This window comes from Nocardia sp. NPDC006044 (genome assembly GCF_042871115.1).
GTDB lineage: Bacteria > Actinomycetota > Actinomycetes > Mycobacteriales > Mycobacteriaceae > Nocardia.
Genome location: NZ_JBIAID010000001.1, coordinates 789,251 through 808,276, shown reverse-complemented (window position 1 = coordinate 808,276; position 19,026 = coordinate 789,251). Strand labels below are relative to the sequence as shown.

The window sequence follows — 19,026 nt, the reverse complement described above, 5'->3', positions numbered from 1 at the left end:
TCCTCGGTGCCGGCGTCGGGTCACCACCCAGCGGTCCGCGTCGTCGTAGTGGGTTCGAACGCCGTGCGGCCGTGCACGGGTGATCCGATTGTGCACGATGAGTACGTCGCCGGGGGGCGAGTCCGGTGATGTCGGCGACGGCGTCGACCTACTGGGTCCGGCGTGTCCGGTCGCCGGACTCAGCCGCTGAACGCCACGTCGGCAGCCTTCTCGACGCCCGCGGTGCGGCCGGGGGCGGTCTGGTACTGCCAGTACAGGTTGGTGTGCGCGATGACCTGCTCCGGCGGCGGGGCACCCCATTCGCTCTTGTCGAAGGTGGTGTGCGCGTCGCTCACCAGGGTCACGTCGTAGCCGCGGGCGAACGCGCCGTGGATGGTGGACCGGACGCAGGCATCGGTCTCGGCGCCGGTGACCACCAAGCGTCCGATGCCTTCCTTCGCCAGCACCTCTTCCAGGTCGGTGTCCTCGAAGGAGTCGCCGAACATCTTGTGCACCAGCGGTTCCGACTCCAGGCGGACCAGCTCCGGAACGTAGGCCCAGCCCTCGCTCCCCCGCACCAGCTCTTCGGAGTTGTGCTGGATCCAGACGACCGGAACACCCTGGTCGCGCGCCTTGTCGACCAGGGTGCCGATGGTGGCGACGACCGCGTCACGCTGGTATGCCTCGCCCACGACGCCGTTCTGCACGTCGATCACCAGCAAAGCGGTATTCGGTCGGTCCGACAGCACTGTCATGATGGGTCTCCTCTACTGGCCGAACAGGCGCTGACAACACCGATCACGGTAGACCGGACCACCGACAGACCGCGTCGGCCGAGAGGTCACGCAGCCGAATTCACTGACGTTCGACGAGTTCGGCCAGCCGGTCGAGCGATGCCCGCAACTTCTCCGACGTGGTGGCGCGGGCCCGGACGAGGCGCTTCTCGTCGGTGAGCCGCGTCCAGTCATAGGTGTGGGTGACCCGGGTGTGCGTCTCGTCGATGGGCTCGACCTCCCAGCGCCACAGGTGTCCGGGCGGCTGCTGGCCCGGCTCGGACGGCCGCCAGGCGATGCGCCTGCCCTCCTCGAACTCGACCACGTGGTTTTCCCGGTCGGCGCCGTTGGTCAGCGTCATGACGAACACGTCGCCGACCGCGCGAACCCGTTGCTCCGCCGCGGCTTTCGCCAAATTCTCATTGCCGTCCCAGCGCGGCTGTTCGGCCGGGTCGGCGATCAGTTCGAAGACCTGTGCCGCCCCGGCCGCGATGTCGCGGCTCGCGGTCACGATGCGCGAAGAGTCGATGTTGTCCGTCATACCTTGATCGAAGCATCCCGCCATCGGGTTGCGCCAGGTGCGCCGTCTGTGGCCGGGCGGATCACCCGCATTACCGGCTTCCGCCCACGCCCGTCAACGCCGGCATTTCCCCAGTTCGACGGCGAGAAATTCAGTCAAACTTGTTGTGCCGCTTAGTGCATCGCGACGTCATGAGCGCGTCACCGACGCCTGGTGTCATCACTTCTGTCCGATCCGGAATCCAGGAGATTCGAGGAAGTGCCATGCCGCTACCCAAGCCCACCCGGCTCAGCATCGTCGCCGCACTCGCCACCACCCTCATGGTGGGTGCCCCGCAGGCCTCCGCAGCACCGGCCTCGACCCCCGAGCTGAAAGTGCTGACCTACAACACTTTCCTGATGAGCAAGAACCTCTACCCCAACTGGGGACAGGATCACCGGGCCGCGGAGATCGTGAAGACCGACTTCTTCAAGGGCAACGACGTCGTCGTGCTGCAAGAGATGTTCGACAACGAGGCCTCCGACGCGCTGAAGGCCAAGGCCAAGGCGGAGTATCCGAATCAAACGCCGGTCGTCGGTCGCTCGAAGGACGGCTGGGACGCCACCGGCGGCAAATACAGCGCCGTCACGCCGGAGGACGGCGGGGTCACCATCCTCAGCAAGTGGCCGATCATCCGCAAGGAGCAGTTCATCTTCGCCGACGCGTGCGGCGCCGACTGGTGGGCCAACAAGGGGATCGCCTACGCGGTGCTCGCGGTCAACGGGAGCAAGGTGCACGTGGTCGGCACCCACAGCCAGTCGACCGACTCCGGCTGCGGCGCCGGTGAGGCGGCGCGCGATCGGTCCTCGCAGTTCAAGGAGATCGACGCCTTCCTGACCGCGAAGCACATCCCGGCGAATGAGCAGGTGCTACTGGCCGGCGACCTGAACGTCGACTCGCACAGTGCCGAATACGGTTCGATGCTGGCCGACGCCCGGCTCGAGCCCGCGACCGCCCGCACCGGGCACCCGTTCTCCTTCGACACCAAGGAGAACTCGATCGCCAACTTCCGCTACCCGAACGACCCGCGCGAGGATCTCGACTACGTCCTGCACCGCAAGGGCCACGCCAAGCCCGCGAGCTGGCAGAACCGGGTCATCAGGGAGACCTGTCCCGCCTGGACGGTCACCAGCCAGGGCAAGGACTACACCTACACCAACCTGTCCGACCACTACCCGGTGACGGCCGGGATCTGATCCGCTGAGCGGACCGCGCTCGCCCCGCCCCGACTGCGGGACGGGCGCGGTTTCCACTGGTAGCGGACCGATTGTCGAGCAACGATTTCGGTGTCGCAGTAGCGAGTGAAAGTTGTTGCCACAGAACCGGGTCGTGCACCCTATGATCGCCACACAGCGAGAGTGGAGATAGCCGCATGACCGCAGTGACCAACGCCGGTACTACCGGATATGCCCGCGTGATCGCGCCGCCCGGCTGGAGCCGATGGCTGGTTCCGCCCGCCGCGCTGTCCATTCATCTCGCCATCGGGCAGGCCTACGCGTGGAGCGTGTTCAAGCCGCCGCTGGAAAAGGCGATGGATATCTCGGGGACCGGCAGCGCGCTGCCCTTCCAGATCGCCATCGTCATGCTCGGACTGTCGGCGGCCTTCGGCGGCACGCTGGTCGAGCGCCGCGGGCCGCGCTGGGCGATGACCGTCTCGCTGGTGTGTTTCTCGTCGGGGCTGCTGATCTCGGCGGTCGGCGCGTACGCGAATGCCTACTGGCTCATCGTGTTCGGGTACGGGTTCGTCGGCGGGATCGGGCTGGGCATCGGCTACATCTCTCCCGTGTCCACGCTGATCCGCTGGTTCCCCGACCGGCCCGGCATGGCAACGGGTTTCGCGATCATGGGCTTCGGCGGCGGCGCGTTGATCGCGTCGCCCTGGACCACCCAGCTGCTCACCAGCTTCGGCAAGGACAATGTCGGCATCGCCGAGACGTTCCTGGTCATGGGCTTGGTCTACGCGGTGTTCATGTCGGTCGGCGTGCTGCTCGTGCGGGTGCCGCCGCCGGGTTGGCGACCCGCGGGCTGGGTGCCGAAGCCCAATACCGCGAAGCTGATCAGCGCCCACGATGTCGCGGCCGACGACGCGATCCGGACGCCGCAGTTCTGGCTGCTGTGGATCGTGTTGTGCTTCAACGTGACCGCGGGCATCGGCATCCTGGAGAAGGCAGCGCCGATGGTGATCGATTTCTTCAAGCAGACCTCGACACCGGTGACGGCGGCCGCGGCGGCGGGCTTCGTCGCGGTGCTGTCCGCGGCGAACATGGCCGGGCGGATCGGCTGGTCGTCGCTGTCGGATGTGATCGGCCGCAAGAACATGTACCGGATCTACCTCGGCGTCGGCGCGCTCGCCTACGCCATGGTGTGGTCGGTCGGACAGACCAGCAAGCCGCTGTTCATCCTCGGCGCGATGGTGATCCTGTCGTTCTACGGCGGCGGATTCGCCACGGTTCCGGCGTATCTCAAGGATTTGTTCGGGACCTACCAGGTCGGGGCGATCCACGGCCGGCTGCTCACCGCGTGGTCGGCGGCGGGCGTCGCGGGTCCGTTGATCGTCAACGCCATCGCGGATTCCGGTGCGCGGCACGGGAAAACCGGGCCCGAGCTGTACGGGACCTCATTCGCCATCATGATCACGTTGCTGTGCGTCGGCTTCGTCGCCAACGAGCTGATCCGGCCGGTCGCGTCGAAGTACCACCGGCAGGTTCCGGCGGAAGCCGTCGTCACGGAAGGAAATCCGGCATGACCGAACCCGACAGCGCCGAAACGGCTGCGCCGCGGCGCATTCCGCTGTTGATCTTCGCCTGGCTGTGGGTGGCCGCACCGTTCGCCTACGGGCTCGATCGGCTGATCGTGAACCTGCTCAAGCTGTTCCAGTAGGGGCGATCTCGGTTTCGAACCCGCCTCGCCGGGTATCTGCCGGACGTTCGGTTCGACGGAGATGAGGGCGTCATGAGTGGGTTGTCGGCTGGGACGAGTCGGTCGCGTGGTCAACGGGGCGGGGGCGCGAACTCCCCCGCCGAACGGATTGCGCAGCACGAGGTCTTCGAGCGGTTCGCCCGCGGCGGCTTCGTGATGACCGGGATCGTGCACCTGTTCGTCGGGTATATCGCTATCCGGATCGCGCTGGGCGGTTCGGGCGGCAATGCCGATCAATCAGGAGCGCTGGGGGAATTGGCGAGTAAGCCGGGCGGGATCGTGCTCATGTGGGTGGGGGTGGTGGCGTTCGCGCTGATGGGGCTGTGGCGGCTGGCGGAGGCGGCGTTCGGGAGCGCGTCCAAGCCGGAGAAGGACAGCAAGAAGTCGGAGGCGTTTCACCGGGTCAAGGCGTTCGCGCTGGCGGTGATCTATTTCTCGTTCGCGTTGTCGGCCTTCGGATTCGCCCGCGGGGCGGGGAAATCCAGCAGCGAGCAGAGCGCCGGGATCACCGCGCGGTTGATGCAGAACTCTGCGGGCAAGCTCGCTCTGGTCGTGGCCGGGCTGATCATCATCGGCGTCGGCGGATACCACCTCTACAAGGGCGTCAGCCAGAAGTTCGTCAAGGATCTCGAGGGCAATACCAGTGCTCTCGTGCGCCGGTTGGGCACGACCGGATACGTGGCGAAGGGGCTCGCGGTCGCCGCCATCGGGGTGCTGGTGATCCTCGCGGTGGGCAAGGCCGAGCCGGGCAAGGCCACCGGGCTCGACGGGGCGTTGAAAACCCTTGGCGCGCAGCCCTATGGCGTGATCCTGCTCGTCGTGGCGGGTCTGGGCATCATCACCTACGGTCTCTACAGCTTCGTCATGGCCCGCTACGCCAAGATGTAGCGGCCGGCGCGTGGGGCAAGATCGAGGCATGAGCTCCACCACCGGACCGCTGGTACCCGAGACCGTGGACGAATTCCGCGCCCTCGCGCGCGCCAGGTTGCGCGAATTCCCGCATACCGAAGTCGCGGACGCACCGGATATTCGCCGGGCCGCGGTGCTGTTGTGCGTCGTGGCGGGGGACGACGGGACGCCGTCGGTGATCGTCATCCGGCGGGCCTATCGTGGCCGCAATGCCGGCCAGTGGGGATTACCCGGCGGCAGGCTGGACCCGGGTGAGACCGCGGAGCAGGCCGTGGTACGCGAACTGCACGAGGAACTCGGCCTGACCGCCGCACCCGCCGACCTCCTCGGCCGGCTCGACGACTTCCCGGCCGCATCGGGTTTCGTGATCACCCCGTTCGTGGCGGCGCTCCCCGACACCGCCGAGCTGAAGCCGAGCCCCGACGAGGTGCACTCCGTGCACCTGGTGCCGCTCGCCCGGCTGGCCGCCGACGAGGTGCCACACTGGGTCGCGCCGCACGAGGCCGTCAAGCAACCCGAGCTACGTGGCCGGGCGGCGTCCGTGCCGGAAAGCGTTGGCCTGCTTCAAATGCGCCTCGGCGAGGGGATGACCATCCACGCCCCCACCGGTGCGCTGCTGTGGCAGTTCCGCGCGGTCGTGCTGCTCGGGCGAGATCACACCGACGCCAGAGTCGCCCACTTCACCCAACCCGACTGGACCCAGCACTAGGACACGGGCGCCGGATCATTCCTCCACGAATTTCGCGGCGGTCCGGCGACGACGGTCCACGGTTACCGTGAATACGTCCGGGCGCGAGTAATGCCCGGTCGGGTCGAAATTCTGCCGTTCCCTTGCCACTTCGGCCGGATCGATATCGGCGATGACGAGTCGCTCCTCGCCCGCTACGGGTTCGATCAGCCAGTCCCCGTTGGGGGCGGCGAGTGCGGAACCACCGTCATAGCCCGCCGGCTTACCGACGGCGAGGAGTTCGTCGCGCAGCGGAAAGTCGGCGGGCACGTCCTCGTAGTCGAGCACAGCGCCGACCGCCAGGGAGTACACCCGGCCCTCCATCGCGACGAAACGGGTTATGTCCCTGGTGTTCCGGACCGATCCGGGCCAGGTGGACACGTGCAGCGTCGTCCCGTCCGCGTACAGCGCGTGCCGGGCCTGCGGCATCCAGTTCTCCCAGCAGGACAGACCGCCCACGCGGAACTCGCCGACATCGTGTGCGCGCAGCCCATTCCCGTCCCCGATCCCCCAGACCATCCGTTCCTCGTGCGTCGGCATCAACTTGCGATGCGCGCTCACCACGCCGCGCACCGGATCGATCGCGACCAACGTGCAGTACACGGTGCCGCGCACCCGCTCGGTGATGCCGAGATAACAGAACACCCCGAGATCGGCGACCGCCTCCCGCACCGTGGCGATCTGCGGACCGTCGAGCGTGACCGCCGCGTCCAGATAATAAGCGTAAGCGGCCTTTTGCACCGGATTGTCGAACCGCGCCCCACCGGTGCGCGCCAACCAGATCGGATAGCCGGACAGAAACGTCTCCGGAAAGGCGACGAGCTCCACCCCCGCCGCCGCGGCCTGGGTCAGGTAATCGACCACAATCTTCGTCCCGGCCGTGGGGTCGAGCCAGGCAGGCCGTGCCTGCGCCGCAGCAATCCGCATGCCCGACCCTAACGCCGGATTCAAGGGGCCTGCCCGATTTGGCCGTTCATCCAATCGCCGAGCCACTGGATCGCGTTGCGGCCGGAATCGTCCACGACCAGGGCGCCGTAGTTGATGTGCGCGTTGGAGGAGAAAAACGTTGCGGCGCTGAGACCGTCCCGGATCAGGGCGAGCAGATTGATGCCCACTTTGGGCGGCGCGGTTTTGGCGAGCGCGTCGCTCAGCTCATCGAGATCGAGGTGCTGGCTGTTGTTGCTGGTGAGCAGGCCCCCGGCGACGGTGGCCAGCTCGAGGCCGACCGGCAGCAGGCCGGACAGCACGGCGGCCGCGCCGGCCGGGTCCGGCGCCCGTCCGGGTGGCGGGACCAGTTTCTCCACGACCGACCAGGCTATTTCCTGGATCTGGCCGACCAGGGTGGCCATCCGGATGACGTCGACGTTCGACAGGATCGAGGTCATGGACGCGGCGATCTGCACGTAGCCCTGCGAGTTCGGGACGGTGGAGAGCACCTGCGCGACCGATTTCAGGTCCGCGCTCGCGACCAGGTCGACCAGCGGTTTGAACTGGTTGTTCAGCTCACCGGCGACCTGATGGGCGCCCTGGGCGTCCATCGCCGCGACCTTCTGCGGCAAGAGCGCGAGGTTAGCCATGATCGCGCCGAAGTCGAGCGCGGTGACATTGGCGACGACATCGAGGGTCTGATCGACCAGCAGGGCGGGCTTCAGCATCGCGAGGATCTTCGTGGCCGAGCCCAGGATGGCCGCGGGCAGATCGGCCAGCGGCGCGATCTGATCGACCAGGGCCTCGACCTTGATGGTCAGCGTGGCCGCGTCGGGCGAGTTCACCTGGAGGGTGCGCACACCCCGGTTCAACAGGCTGGTCGCGGTGTCGGTGATCGTGCTGACCGCCGTGGTGGCGCCGGTCAGGTCGGATTCGCCCGCTTTGATCAGCACCTGCCCCGCGTTGTGCTCGGCCGACCCGGCCGGAGCATCGGCGAGCCGGGCGGCGGTAGTGGAATCTTGGAGGCCGGCAAGGATTTTGAGATTACCCTCCAGCTTCGCGGCGGTGTCGCGGACGTGGGTCAGGTTGATGCCGCCCGGCGCGCTGAGGCTGCCGGACAGCTCGTCGACGGCACCGGCGAGACCGGGAAGGTCGGCCTTCGCGGTGTTCGCCGTCAAGGTCTTGGCCAAGGTGGAGTTGCTGAGCACCTTGCTCAGCAACGAGCCGAGCTTCCCGAGTAACGGATTTTCGCCCTTCTTGATCGAGCAGTACAGGTCCCCGGGGTCGCAGATCGAGCTGACCCGCCCGGTGAGCTTGCCCATGCCGAGCGGTCGCGGATCGGCGATCCCCGAACCCACGGTGTGCGGGCCGACGGCGGTCTCGCCCTTGGTGCCCGCGGCCGGATCGGCGATGAGGCCGACGGCGATGACCCGCTCGGCGGGCACCGGACCGCGGTCGTTGCCGATCTCGGACGCGACGTCACCCGCGGCGTCCGCGCCCTGGCTGTAGCCGGTAATGGTGAATTTCGCTCCGGGACAACGGTTGTCGTAGTCACGCAGCGCCTTGCGCGCATTGACCAGCGCGGTGTTCTTGCTGTCGGCATAGGTGTAGCCGTTGTCGAAGGCGCGGGCCATGTACGGCGTGAAATAGATGTCGGAGCTCGGGCCGTGCTGGCGCTGGATGGCCTCGGCGATCGGCCGGAGCATGCCGATGGGCTGCGCCGGGTCGGCCTTCTCGTTGGTCTCCCAGGTACCGGGAATGAACAGGTTGAAGGTCTCCGCGCAGTCGGCGGGCGCCGCGTGCACAACGGCCGGGGCGGCCACGGTTACGGAGGCGACGGCCATCCCGAGCGCCACCATCGTCGCCACCACGTAGCGATTGGACGAATGCGTGACTGACATCTGAACCTCACTACGCGCGAATTGCCGATACGATGCGCAGGCGTATTCAGCGCGGCAGCCGAATGCGCCGCGCTGAATATCGCGTTCCAGGTCAGGACAAATGACCGACCAGCAAGCTGAGCAGTTTCAATGCCACCTTGGCCAAATCCAACCCGGTACCGAGCGAGCCGGTCGACGATCCGCCGCCGCTGAGTGAATCGCCCGCGTCGCTCGACCCGGAGTCGCTGGACCCGGCGCTCGCGGCGATGTAGTGAACGGTATCCATAACGCTGAGGAGTGTCGACATGTCTCAAACCGCCTGTCTGGTAACGGTATTGACCGAGCAGCACCTGAGCCCAGGTGCCTGGATCATTGGTTGTTGGCAGCAACCAGATTCCACGGGGATCCCCGTTGCGTCCAGACACTCAACTGGGGAAGTTGTGCCGCGGTAGCCCATTCGAGGCGAATGCCGGTGGCAGACCGGCAGGTTTTCTGATCTCCCCAGTCCCACTGGGGATCTGCGCCCAAGGAAATTCTCAGACGCGTGCGACATTCTGACCCGCACGCGGAGATCTGCCGTGGGACGGAAGGAGAAAATCGGTGCGCAATGGTGAGCTCGGACGGCGGGGATTCCTCGGGGCACTGGGTGGCGCGATCGGCGTCGCGATCACGGCCGGGGCGGTGCGGCCCGCGGTCGCGGGCGCGGCGAACGGGACCCGCGCGTTCCTCGGTTCCTATACCTCCGGTGGCGCAGGCGGTTCCGGCATCGGCGTCGCCGCGGTCGATCCCGGCAGCGGCCGGCTGGTCGTGGAAAGCACAGTGAGCGTGGCCGATCCGTCGTTCCTGGCACTGTCTCCCGATCGGCGCTTCCTGTACGCGGTGAACGAAGGGTCCGGCCCGGGCACGGCCACCGCGCTCGATCTACGGGGCCCGCGGCCGACCGTTCTGAATACTGTTGCGGTACAGGGCGATGCGCCCACCCACCTGTGCGTTACCAAGGACGGCCGCTACGTGCTGACCGCGAATTACACCTCGGGCAGCGTCAGCGTGCTCGCCGTGGCCAGGGACGGACGGCTCGGCGCGGTGCTCGACGTGGCCCGGCACACCGGCCGCGGACCGGATCCGGATCGGCAGACCGGACCGCACGCGCATCAGGTCTCGATCGATCCGTCCGGCCGCTGGGTGCTGGCGGTGGACTTGGGCGTCGACGCGATCTATGTCTACCGACTGACCGACGGCAAGCTGAATCAGCACGCACGGGTCGCGCTGGCGCCGGGCAGCGGACCGCGCCACCTGACCTTCCATCCCGACGGCCGCACCGCCTTTCTGGCCAACGAACTGAATTCCACCGTGACCGTGCTGGATTGGCGGGCCGACCGCGGGGAACTACGGGCCGGGCAGTCGGTGCCCGCGGACCTGAACGCCGGCGGCGACCGGAACTATCCGTCCGCACCGGTGGTGGCCAAGGACGGCCGCTTCCTCTATCTCGCCAACCGGGGGCACGACAATGTCGCGACCTTCGCGGTGGTCGGCGCGATGCTGATGCCGATGGGCAGCACGCCCTGCGGCGGAAAGTTCCCCCGCGACCTGACCCTGAGCCCCGACGGCAGGCACCTGTACGCGGCCAATCAGAAGTCGAATTCGGTGGCCCTGCTCGACCTCGATCCGATCACCGGCCGGCCCGCCCCGCCGTCGGCGGTGCTGGACGCGCCCGCCGCCACCTGCGTGTTGTTCGAATAGCGAGTCCGGTTCTCGGACAACAGATTCCGGTACGCCACCGCAGGCGGACCGGTCCCCAGTTGCGCGCCAGTCGAGATGGCAGCCAGGTGCGGTTCTACTTGGTTCTAGATCATCCATGCTCGTTCACGCGTGAAAGGGTTTCTGAATGCGCAGAATCACGCATATCACGCTAGGTCTGCTGGTGGTCGCCGGCAGCCTGGTGGCCACGCCCGACGCCTGGGCCGACGCGGACAACGGCCGGCTCGGCAATCTCGGTCGCATCGTCGACGACGGCACCACGACCACCATGTACTCCGGTTCGGCCGCGGTCCGGGTCAACTTCCCCACCGCCGCGGCGGTGCGGGTACAGCTGGCGCCCGACGGCAAATTCACCGACCCGGCCAGCGACAAGATCGTCCTGCCGACCAAGGTCCCGCCCGCCAGGACGAAGAAGACGGACAAGGGTGACTACTGGGCGATCACCAGCCCCGATCTCACCCTGCGCGCCTACAAGTCTCCGCTGCGCTTCGCCCTCTACGACGGCACCAACCGGCGGCAGATCTGGGCCGAGTCGGCGCCGCTGTCCTGGACCAAGAACGCGACCACACAGAGCCTCGGCCGAGGCAAGGACGAGCAGTTCTTCGGCGGCGGCGAGCAGAACGGGCGGTTCAGCCATCGCGATCAGACGATCAAGATCTTCGCCGACGACAACTGGAACGACGGCGGCGCGCCGAACTCCCAGCCGTTCTACCTGTCCAGCAACGGATACGGGGTGCTGCGCAACACCTTCGCGCCGGGCAGCTACGCCTTCACCGATCCGGCCCGCACCACCCACGAGGAGCGCCGCTTCGACGCGATCTATGTCGTCGGCGACGGACCCAAAGGGGTGATCTCCGCCTACACCGCGCTGGTCGGCAGGCCGTTCCTGCCGCCGATCTACGGCCTGGAGATGGGCGACTCCGACTGCTATCTGCACAACGCCAACCGCGGTGAACGGCACACCCTGGACGCGGTTGGCATCGCCGAGGGGTATGTGCGCAATCAGACGCCCAACGGCTGGATGCTGGTGAACGACGGCTACGGCTGCGGGTACGAGAATCTGCCGCAGGTCGGCGAGGGGCTGCGCAAGAACGACATGCAGCTCGGATTGTGGACCGAGAACGGGCTGCCGAACCAGGCCGAGGAGGTCAAAGCCGGTGTGCGCGTACGCAAGCTGGACGTGGCCTGGGTGGGTCCCGGCTATCAATTCGCCCTGGACGCGTGCGACAGCGCGCATCGCGGCATCGAAGACAACAGCGACGCACGAGGTTTCGTCTGGACGCCGGTGAGCTGGGCGGGGGCGCAACGATGTGCGGTGCTGTGGAGCGGGGACCAATCCGGCACCTACGACTACATCCGCTGGCAGATTCCCACCTACGCCGGCTCGACGATGTCCGGCATCGCCTACAACACCGGTGACGTCGACGGCATCTTCGGCGGCAGTCCCCGGACCTACACCCGCGACCTGCAGTGGAAGGCGTTCCTGCCCACCATCATGTCGATGGACGGCTGGGCGCCCAACGACAAGCAGCCGTGGCGCTACGGCGAGCCCTACACCTCGATCAACCGAAAGTACCTGCAGCTCAAGGAGAGACTGCTGCCCTATACCTATTCGCATGCGGTCGAGGCGAATCGCACCGGGGTCGGCCAGGTCCGGCCACTGGCCCTGGAGTACCCGCACGACAAGGCGACGTGGGGCGAGCAGGCCCGTTACGAATTCCTTTCCGGGAAAGACTTTCTCGTCGCACCGGTCTATACCGACGCCGAGCAGCGGGACGGCATCTACCTGCCCGAAGGCACCTGGATCGACTACTGGAGCGGCCGCACCTGGACCGCGCCGACCACGGTGAACGGCTACCACGCGCCGCTGGACACGCTTCCGCTGTTCGTGCGGGCGGGCGCGGTGGTGCCGATGTGGGCCGAGGGCACCCAGTCCTGGCGGACCCACGATCAGAGCGTGCTGGACCTGGACGTCTACCCGCAGGCGGCGGGCAACTTCACGCTGGTCGAGGACGACGGGGTTACCCGGGGCTATCAGCGCGGCGAACAGTCGTCGCAAACCTTCGCCGTGCGCGCGCCGGAGGCCGGTGCGATCGAGGTGAGCATCGGCGCCAGTTCGGGGTCGTATCCGGGCAAACCGGCCGCACGCCGCTATGAGCTCGCGGTGCATACCGCCGCGGCGCCGAAGGTCGTGCAGACCGCCGCGGGTCCGTTGACCCAGCGGGCCAGTCGCGCGGATCTCGATCAAGCGCCCAACGGCTGGTGGTTCGACCCGAACGATCGCGGCGGTGTTGTGCGGGTCAAAACCGATCCGGTCGCCGCGGCGCAGGCTCAGTCGGTGGTTCTGCGGTGAGGATTTCCCGGTCCCGGCCCGCGGTGGCGCATTCGGAGGGTGCGGGTTAGTGGGTGAGGGTGGTTAACTCCTCTCGGATCGTCGGCTCGAGGGGAGTAGAGGTATACGTGGTGCAGCTCGGGGTGAACGAGTCGTTCGCGGACTACCTCATCGAGGGCGTGCTCGGTCGCGGCGGGATGGGCACCGTGTATTCGGCGCAGCATCCGCGGTTGCCGCGCCGAGTCGCGCTCAAGCTGCTCAATCGCGAGGTCTCCGCGGATCCGGAGTTGCGGCGGCGATTCGAGCAGGAGGCCAATGTCGTTGCCCGGCTGGATCATCCGGGCATCGTCGGCATCCATGATCGCGGCACCCAGGACGGGCACCTGTGGATCGCCATGCAGTACATCCACGGCACCGACGCCTCCCGATTGAATCCGCGGGACGTGCCGGTCGATCGCGCGTTGCGCATCGTCACCGAAACCGGCGCCGCACTCGATCACGCGCACAGCCGCGGCGTGCTGCACCGCGATATCAAACCGGCGAACATCCTGTTGTCCTCGCCGGACACCGGTCGCGCGGAACGAGCGGTGCTGACCGATTTCGGGATCGCCCGGCTGCTCGACTCGAATACGCAGCTCACCGCCAGCGGGACGTTCAACGCCACGCTCGCCTATGCCTCGCCGGAGCAGCTCTCCGGCGAGCGGGTCGATCACCGTTCGGATCAGTACTCGCTGGCCTGCACGCTGTTCACGCTGCTGGCGGGGCATCCGCCGTTCGCCGCGACCAACCCCGGGCAGGTCGTCGCCGGGCACATCAGCAAACCGGTGCCGCGGCTCAGTTCCGTTCGATCCGACGCACCGCCGGCGCTGGACGAGGTCATTGCCCGGGCGATGGCGAAGCGGCCCGACGAACGATTCGGCAGCTGCCGCGAGTTCACCACGGCGGCCTGGGAGTCGCTGCACGGCCGCCCACCGTCCCGGATGGCCGCGGCACCTGCTCGAATCGCGCCGACCGCGTTGAACCAGCACACTCAGGGCCGGCAGGCGCCGATCGCCAGGCCCGCGCAGACACCTCACCTCGCGCCGGCACCGTCGAACAGCTCGGCACCGTCGCCCAAACCGGCAACGCCAAACGACTCGGCAACGCCAAACGGCTCAGCACCCTCGCACAACGCGGCAACGCCAAACGGCTCAGCACCCTCGCACAACGCGGCACCGCCAAACGGCTCAGCACCCTCGCACAACGCGGCACCGCCAAGCGGCCCAGCACCCTCGCACAACGCGGCACCGTCAAGCGGCTCAGCACCGTCGCACAACTTGGCACCGTCGAACGGCGCGGCAGCGTCGAATGCTCCGGCCGCGGCGAATGATCCGGCGCCCGCGAGCGGCTTCCGCGACGCGCTCGCCGCCTGCGTACTCGCGGTTCTGCTCGGTTGCCTGGTCGCCCTCGAAGTGGTGTCACCCAGAGAACCGGTCATCCGCGCTTTCCTCGCGGACGGCGAGCCACGCCTGGCCCCGTACGCCGCCTCCGGTGTGGCCGGCGGCGGCGCGGTGGTGTTGCTCCTCTGCGGCGCGGTCCTGCTGCTGGCCCGCAAGCGCCTGGGCCGCGCGCTCGTGCTCTTGGGGTGTGCGGGCTACCTGGCTAGCCTGGCACCCGTCCGCATGGGCTACGACAGCCCGGCCGGCACAACCGGATGGGTGATGGCCGCAGGGGTGGGATTGCTCTTGCTGACACTGGTATTCGCCATGTCCAAGCCAACGGCCCGCTGGCTGCGGGCAGGCAGCCGCCGCTAGCGCCTTTTCCGGCAACCGACCTGCCAGCCGCGCTACACATCACGTATTCAATGCGGTCACCGGCCAGCGACCAACATCGCCTGCCCGGCAGCAACATCGGCGAACACAGCGGCAAGCCCGTACTCCATCATGACCACCTTCGTGCCCATCGATGACCACTCACCGACCGACCGATCAGTGTCCGGGATGTCCTGTCACTGGAGTGCCAGGGATGTGCAGTCATTGAAACGCCGACTCACCGCCCCGACACGCGTGCATATGTCAAAGGAGCGCGTGTAGCCACCACCTCGACCCAAGAACCCGCAGCGCTGCCCGCCAGGCCGCCCATGCCCCACACTGAGCGACACCATGCAAACATCGAGCCGAGTCATAGGGTCGCCAATTGATCTTAAACAGCCACCATTTGACTCGACTCGATTGCGGAACGACCATTCGACTCGACTCGATCAACCCCTCGCCGGTATGGCACCAGCCACCATCCGATCCGACTCGATCACCGAGAGCGACCACCCACTCCCGCCGCTCCCCAGAACGACCACCCACCTACTCGTTTCCCAAGCCTCTCTGAACCGGACCACAAGCCGATGACCACGCTGGAACTTCCGCGTTGCCCATACCAACTGCGTAAGTAAGTCGGGGACCCCACCCGACGCGCTCAGCACTATCGATCATCTCTGGGAGCAGGTGTACCTGACTCGCCAGGTAGACCTCCGGCATGTCCCAACGCGACCTGACGAAGAAAACTGAAGACCTACCCCGGTTTTCACTGAAGTAGTGCTGAGCACGTCGCCTGCCGTACCCGGCTTTAGGCGCATGTCAGGATGCGCGGCGTCGAGTTCCAGCGTGGTCATCGGGCTGTGGTTGCGTCACAAACGCTTCGGAAAAGCAGCTCTGCACACCTTTTCGCAGTCCGTCGAGGACTTCGCATACCTTCTGTATTCCTCGCATACCCGGTGGCGGGTTGAGGGATATGTAAAGGGGGAAACAGGTGTGCGAAGTCGACCCTATCTGTCGCTTGGTTTACAGATTTCGGCGATCGGTGGCAGTTTCGGGCCGACAAGATACCTGCTGCGCAGACCTCACGCTCATGAGCTGGGTCTGCCAATCGGTTTCACCTAATGCCGAGCCGGTCGATGCCCATAGCCCACCTCGGCCTTCCTCGCGAATATCGGCCGATTCAACTCTCACCTCTCATTTCCAGGAAACGTAAACAACGGGACCAGACACGAACAGTCACTAAATCTATATTCCGGTTGGATGAATTCCCCTCGCAGTCAAGCGAATACGCGGACAAGTCGCCGCGCTTAGGGTAAAATTATCCGCGTGTCTAATATCAGTCGCCGCAACCCGCTCATTTCGGTGGCCGCATTGGGACTTATCGCGGCGCTTACCGCAACTGCCTGCAACTCAGAGGCTTCGAAGAACGATTCGAGTCCGTCGCCGAGCTCGTCGAGCGCGCCGGCCCAAGACAATACGAAACTCTTCCACGATATCTACAAGCAATTGGTGGAGACCGATACCTCGCACTCGACCGGAAGCACCACGGTCGCCGCGAACGCGGTCAAGCAGCGCCTGCTCGACGCGGGCTTCGCCGAATCCGATATCCAGATCTTCGAGCCGGTGCAGCGCAAGGGCGATCTGGTGCTCCGGTTCACCGGGTCCGGACAGCGTAAACCGTTGCTGCTCTTGGGTCATCTCGATGTGGTCGAGGCCAAACGCGAGGACGGGTGGAACACCGATCCGTACAAGCTGACCGAAACCGACGGCTTCTATGCCGCCCGCGGTTCGATCGACGACAAGGCCATGGTGTCCGCGCTGGTTTCCGGCCTGATCCAATTGAAGCGCGAGGGATTCAAGCCCAACCGCGACATCGTGCTCGCCCTGACCGCCGACGAGGAGGCCGGGCCGGACAACGGCGCGAAATGGCTGATGGACAACAAGGCCGACCTGATGAGCGCCGAGTACGGCCTCAATGAGGGCGGCAGGGCACTGCTGGTTGACGGAAAGCCTTCGCTGCAGGGCGTGCAGGTGGCCGAGAAGACCTACACCACCTATCAGGTGGAGGCCAAGGCGACCGGCGGTCACAGCTCGGTGCCGACGCCGGACAATGCCATCTACACCCTCACGGCCGCGCTGAATCGGCTTGCCGCGTACCGCTTTCCAACCTCGCTCAGCGACCCGGCCCGGGACAATTTCGCCGCGCTGGCCGCGACGCGCACCGGCCAGGAGGCCGACGACATGCGGGCGGTCGCGGCGGGCAACCCGAGTCCGGAAGCGCTGGAACGACTCTCGGCAACGCCCGAATACAACGCCCAGCTGCGGACCACCTGCGTGAGCACCATGCTGAAGGCCGGAGAGGCGGAGAACGCGTTGCCGCAGACGGCGACGGCGACGGTCAACTGCCGAATCCTCCCGCAGGACAACCCCGACGACATCGACAAGCAGTTCAAGGCCGCGCTCGCCGACGGCAAGCTCACCGTCACGCGCAAGCTCGATCCGGCCGGCGGCATCTCGCCGACCAACGGCGATGTGATGGCAGCGGTCACCTCGCTGACGAAGGAGCTGTTTCCCACCGCCGCGGTGAGCTCGTTCATGTCCACCGGCGCCACAGACAGCAAATACGCGCGCAGCAAAGGGATTCCGATGTACGGGGTCAGCGGATTGTTCATGGTCTCCGCCGACGCCGGCCGCATTCACGGCGTGAACGAACGCGCGCCGATCGCGGGACTCGACGCCAGCCGCGAATTCCTCTACCGGCTGATCAAGAAACTGTCCCAATAGTTTTCGGCCCGCAGCGACTCGCCGCGCCCCTGGTGCGGCGAGTCACTCTGCCCGGTCGAGGGATTCGAGCTCGGTGCGCAGCTGTACCACCTCGTCGGCGAGTTCGTCGCGCAGTTGTTCGCGTTCCAGCAGGCTGGCCCGCATGCTGTCGATGGTGTCGTTCATCGCGGCCAGCTTCTGGTCGGCGCCGTTGAGACGCCATTCGATGACGCCGCGGCGATCCACGTCCGCGCTGGCGTTGCGCACCCATTCCACGACATAGTCCAGCCACTCCGGCTGCTTGGGCATCTCCTCGTCGGCGTCCCAGCCGCGGCGGGTCGCGGTCTTCGCCGAGAGCACCCGCTCGCCGGCCGGCCCGGCGACCGGCGCGTTCAACTGCACGTGGCTGAGCTTGCCCGCCGTCGTCACGATGGCGGTGATCCGGTAACGCCCGGCCAGGTGCATCTTCAACTCCGCCGCCCCACGCCCGTCGGCATCCATCGCGCCGAGCCACGGGCCGTCGGCCGCGGTGATGATCGACTCGAGCACGCCTAGCTGCCCGACCGCGCGCCGAACCCGGTTCGCGCGCTCGCGTAGTTCGTCCGGTGTGGCGGTCATCTGGTCCCAGTGCATCGCACCTACTTCCTCGTCGACCGGCTCCCAGCGATTAGGAACTGCTACGAACGTACATTCGCCGAGAGCCGAAGCGGCGCAGACGTGCGGCGGCGACACCACTTGACTTGGAGTGCACTCCAGGTCGTAGCGTGAGGCAAACTCGGTTACCGACACATAAGGGGAAGCTCGATGGAGCTCGGTTTTCACGTTCCGATTTTCGACATCGACGGTGGTACCACCGCTATCGCCGGTGAGCTGGCCAGGGTGGGCGCCGCGGCCGAGGCGGCCGGCGCGACCTGGCTGTCGTTCATGGACCACTACTTTCAGATCGAGCCGACCGGGCTGCCCGCCGAGGCGAACATGCTCGAGGGTTACACCACGCTCGGCTTCCTGGCCGCGCACACCTCGACCATTGAACTCGGCCTGCTCGTCACCGGCGTGACCTACCGGCACCCCGGCCTGCTCGCCAAGATCGTCACCACGCTCGACGTGCTCTCCGGCGGCCGGGCCACGCTGGGCATCGGCGCCGCGTGGTTCGAGCGCGAGCACCTCGGGCTCGGCGTGCCGTACCCGCCGATCGCGGAACGGTTCGAGCGGCTGGAGGAGGCGTTGCGGATCTGCGGGCAGATGTGGGATCCGGCGAACAACGGGCCGTTCGAGGGCAAGCACTATCAGCTCGCCGAGACGCTCTGTTCGCCGCAACCGATCAACCGACCGAAGATTCTCATCGGCGGCAGCGGCGAACGCAAGACGCTGCGCCTGGTCGCGCAGTACGGCGACGCGTGCAACCTGTTCGGCAGTTCGCCCGCGGAGGTCGAGCACAAGCTGGATGTGCTGCGCCGCCATTGCGACGACGTCGGGCGGGATTACGCCGACATCCGGGTGACCATCATGGCCAACAATCCGCGGCCGAACCCGGACACCCGCGACGAATTCGTCCGGAAGATGGCCGACTACGCCAAGCTCGGCGTGCACGCGGTGATCATCTCGCCGACCACCGGGGCGCCGGCCGCGTGGATCGAGGAGATGGCGCCGGCGGTCGCGCAACTCGCCGAACTCGGCTGAGCGGTCCGGGGTCTACGACGTAGACGATCG

At 66.8% G+C, this 19,026-nt stretch carries 15 protein-coding genes; 10 read left to right on the top strand and 5 right to left on the bottom strand.

Annotated features, from left to right (window positions below; genetic code table 11):
* Positions 1-179: 179 nt before the first annotated feature.
* Entirely contained in the window at positions 180-734 is a 555-nt protein-coding gene (locus ACFYO1_RS03745) for a cysteine hydrolase family protein (RefSeq protein ID WP_387226849.1), read from the bottom strand.
* Positions 735-834: 100 nt separating this feature from the next.
* Positions 835-1,293, bottom strand: a complete 459-nt coding sequence (locus ACFYO1_RS03740; protein WP_387226848.1) for an SRPBCC family protein — start codon at positions 1,291-1,293, stop codon at positions 835-837.
* Positions 1,294-1,535: 242 nt separating this feature from the next.
* On the opposite strand from ACFYO1_RS03740, the gene sph reads away from it, so the two are divergent.
* The 5 genes from sph (at position 1,536) to ACFYO1_RS03715 (ending at position 5,848) form a co-directional block, all read left to right on the top strand.
* On the top strand, positions 1,536-2,507 hold the full coding sequence (sph, locus tag ACFYO1_RS03735) for a sphingomyelin phosphodiesterase (RefSeq protein WP_387226845.1): 972 nt from the start codon (positions 1,536-1,538) through the stop codon (positions 2,505-2,507).
* Positions 2,508-2,683: 176 nt separating this feature from the next.
* Positions 2,684-4,057, top strand: coding sequence for an OFA family MFS transporter (locus ACFYO1_RS03730; protein WP_387226843.1), 1,374 nt, complete (start codon positions 2,684-2,686; stop codon positions 4,055-4,057).
* On the top strand, positions 4,054-4,191 hold the full coding sequence (locus ACFYO1_RS03725; protein ID WP_387226841.1) for a hypothetical protein: 138 nt from the start codon (positions 4,054-4,056) through the stop codon (positions 4,189-4,191). The genes ACFYO1_RS03730 and ACFYO1_RS03725 overlap by 4 nt, the downstream gene beginning before the upstream one ends.
* Before the next feature lie 72 nt (positions 4,192-4,263).
* Positions 4,264-5,118, top strand: coding sequence for a DUF1206 domain-containing protein (locus tag ACFYO1_RS03720; RefSeq protein WP_387226839.1), 855 nt, complete (start codon positions 4,264-4,266; stop codon positions 5,116-5,118).
* Between the two features lie 28 nt (positions 5,119-5,146).
* Complete coding sequence (locus ACFYO1_RS03715; protein WP_387226837.1) at positions 5,147-5,848, top strand: NUDIX hydrolase; 702 nt, start codon at positions 5,147-5,149, stop codon at positions 5,846-5,848.
* 15 nt (positions 5,849-5,863) lie between these two features.
* Here ACFYO1_RS03715 and ACFYO1_RS03710 read toward each other — a convergent pair whose 3' ends face one another.
* Together ACFYO1_RS03710 and ACFYO1_RS03705 are read right to left on the bottom strand one after the other, a co-directional pair.
* Complete coding sequence (locus ACFYO1_RS03710) at positions 5,864-6,793, bottom strand: carbon-nitrogen hydrolase family protein (RefSeq protein ID WP_387226836.1); 930 nt, start codon at positions 6,791-6,793, stop codon at positions 5,864-5,866.
* A gap of 20 nt (positions 6,794-6,813) precedes the next feature.
* Positions 6,814-8,694: a cutinase family protein gene (locus ACFYO1_RS03705; RefSeq protein ID WP_387226833.1), complete on the bottom strand. Its 1,881-nt coding sequence runs from the start codon at positions 8,692-8,694 to the stop codon at positions 6,814-6,816.
* Between the two features lie 579 nt (positions 8,695-9,273).
* Here ACFYO1_RS03705 and ACFYO1_RS03700 point away from each other — a divergent pair.
* The 4 genes from ACFYO1_RS03700 (at position 9,274) to ACFYO1_RS03685 (ending at position 17,337) form a co-directional block, all read left to right on the top strand.
* Entirely contained in the window at positions 9,274-10,413 is a 1,140-nt protein-coding gene (locus ACFYO1_RS03700; RefSeq protein WP_387226831.1) for a lactonase family protein, read from the top strand.
* A gap of 145 nt (positions 10,414-10,558) precedes the next feature.
* The gene (locus ACFYO1_RS03695) at positions 10,559-12,784 is read left to right on the top strand and encodes a TIM-barrel domain-containing protein (RefSeq protein ID WP_387226829.1); all 2,226 of its coding nucleotides are present in this window, start codon (positions 10,559-10,561) and stop codon (positions 12,782-12,784) included.
* Between the two features lie 110 nt (positions 12,785-12,894).
* A complete protein-coding gene (locus ACFYO1_RS03690; protein WP_387226828.1) occupies positions 12,895-14,556 on the top strand; it encodes a protein kinase in 1,662 nt (553 codons plus the stop codon).
* A 1,323-nt stretch (positions 14,557-15,879) separates the two neighbouring features.
* Positions 15,880-17,337: a M20/M25/M40 family metallo-hydrolase gene (locus ACFYO1_RS03685; protein ID WP_387226826.1), complete on the top strand. Its 1,458-nt coding sequence runs from the start codon at positions 15,880-15,882 to the stop codon at positions 17,335-17,337.
* A 42-nt stretch (positions 17,338-17,379) separates the two neighbouring features.
* Here the strand turns inward: ACFYO1_RS03685 and ACFYO1_RS03680 are convergent, their stop codons facing one another.
* Positions 17,380-17,934 (bottom strand): hypothetical protein, encoded by a 555-nt coding sequence (locus ACFYO1_RS03680; protein ID WP_387226824.1) that lies wholly within the window; start codon positions 17,932-17,934, stop codon positions 17,380-17,382.
* 186 nt (positions 17,935-18,120) lie between these two features.
* Between ACFYO1_RS03680 and ACFYO1_RS03675 the strand changes: the two genes are divergently transcribed.
* Positions 18,121-18,996 (top strand): LLM class F420-dependent oxidoreductase, encoded by an 876-nt coding sequence (locus tag ACFYO1_RS03675; RefSeq protein WP_387226822.1) that lies wholly within the window; start codon positions 18,121-18,123, stop codon positions 18,994-18,996.
* Positions 18,997-19,026 lie beyond the last annotated feature (30 nt).

Coding starts and splice junctions, on each gene's coding strand:
- ACFYO1_RS03745 (WP_387226849.1), bottom strand. CDS start 734: ATGACAGTGCTGTCGGACCGACCGAATACCGCTTTGCTGGTGATCGAC.
- ACFYO1_RS03740 (WP_387226848.1), bottom strand. CDS start 1,293: ATGACGGACAACATCGACTCTTCGCGCATCGTGACCGCGAGCCGCGAC.
- sph (WP_387226845.1), top strand. CDS start 1,536: ATGCCGCTACCCAAGCCCACCCGGCTCAGCATCGTCGCCGCACTCGCC.
- ACFYO1_RS03730 (WP_387226843.1), top strand. CDS start 2,684: ATGACCGCAGTGACCAACGCCGGTACTACCGGATATGCCCGCGTGATC.
- ACFYO1_RS03725 (WP_387226841.1), top strand. CDS start 4,054: ATGACCGAACCCGACAGCGCCGAAACGGCTGCGCCGCGGCGCATTCCG.
- ACFYO1_RS03720 (WP_387226839.1), top strand. CDS start 4,264: ATGAGTGGGTTGTCGGCTGGGACGAGTCGGTCGCGTGGTCAACGGGGC.
- ACFYO1_RS03715 (WP_387226837.1), top strand. CDS start 5,147: ATGAGCTCCACCACCGGACCGCTGGTACCCGAGACCGTGGACGAATTC.
- ACFYO1_RS03710 (WP_387226836.1), bottom strand. CDS start 6,793: ATGCGGATTGCTGCGGCGCAGGCACGGCCTGCCTGGCTCGACCCCACG.
- ACFYO1_RS03705 (WP_387226833.1), bottom strand. CDS start 8,694: ATGTCAGTCACGCATTCGTCCAATCGCTACGTGGTGGCGACGATGGTG.
- ACFYO1_RS03695 (WP_387226829.1), top strand. CDS start 10,559: ATGCGCAGAATCACGCATATCACGCTAGGTCTGCTGGTGGTCGCCGGC.
- ACFYO1_RS03680 (WP_387226824.1), bottom strand. CDS start 17,934: ATGACCGCCACACCGGACGAACTACGCGAGCGCGCGAACCGGGTTCGG.
- ACFYO1_RS03675 (WP_387226822.1), top strand. CDS start 18,121: ATGGAGCTCGGTTTTCACGTTCCGATTTTCGACATCGACGGTGGTACC.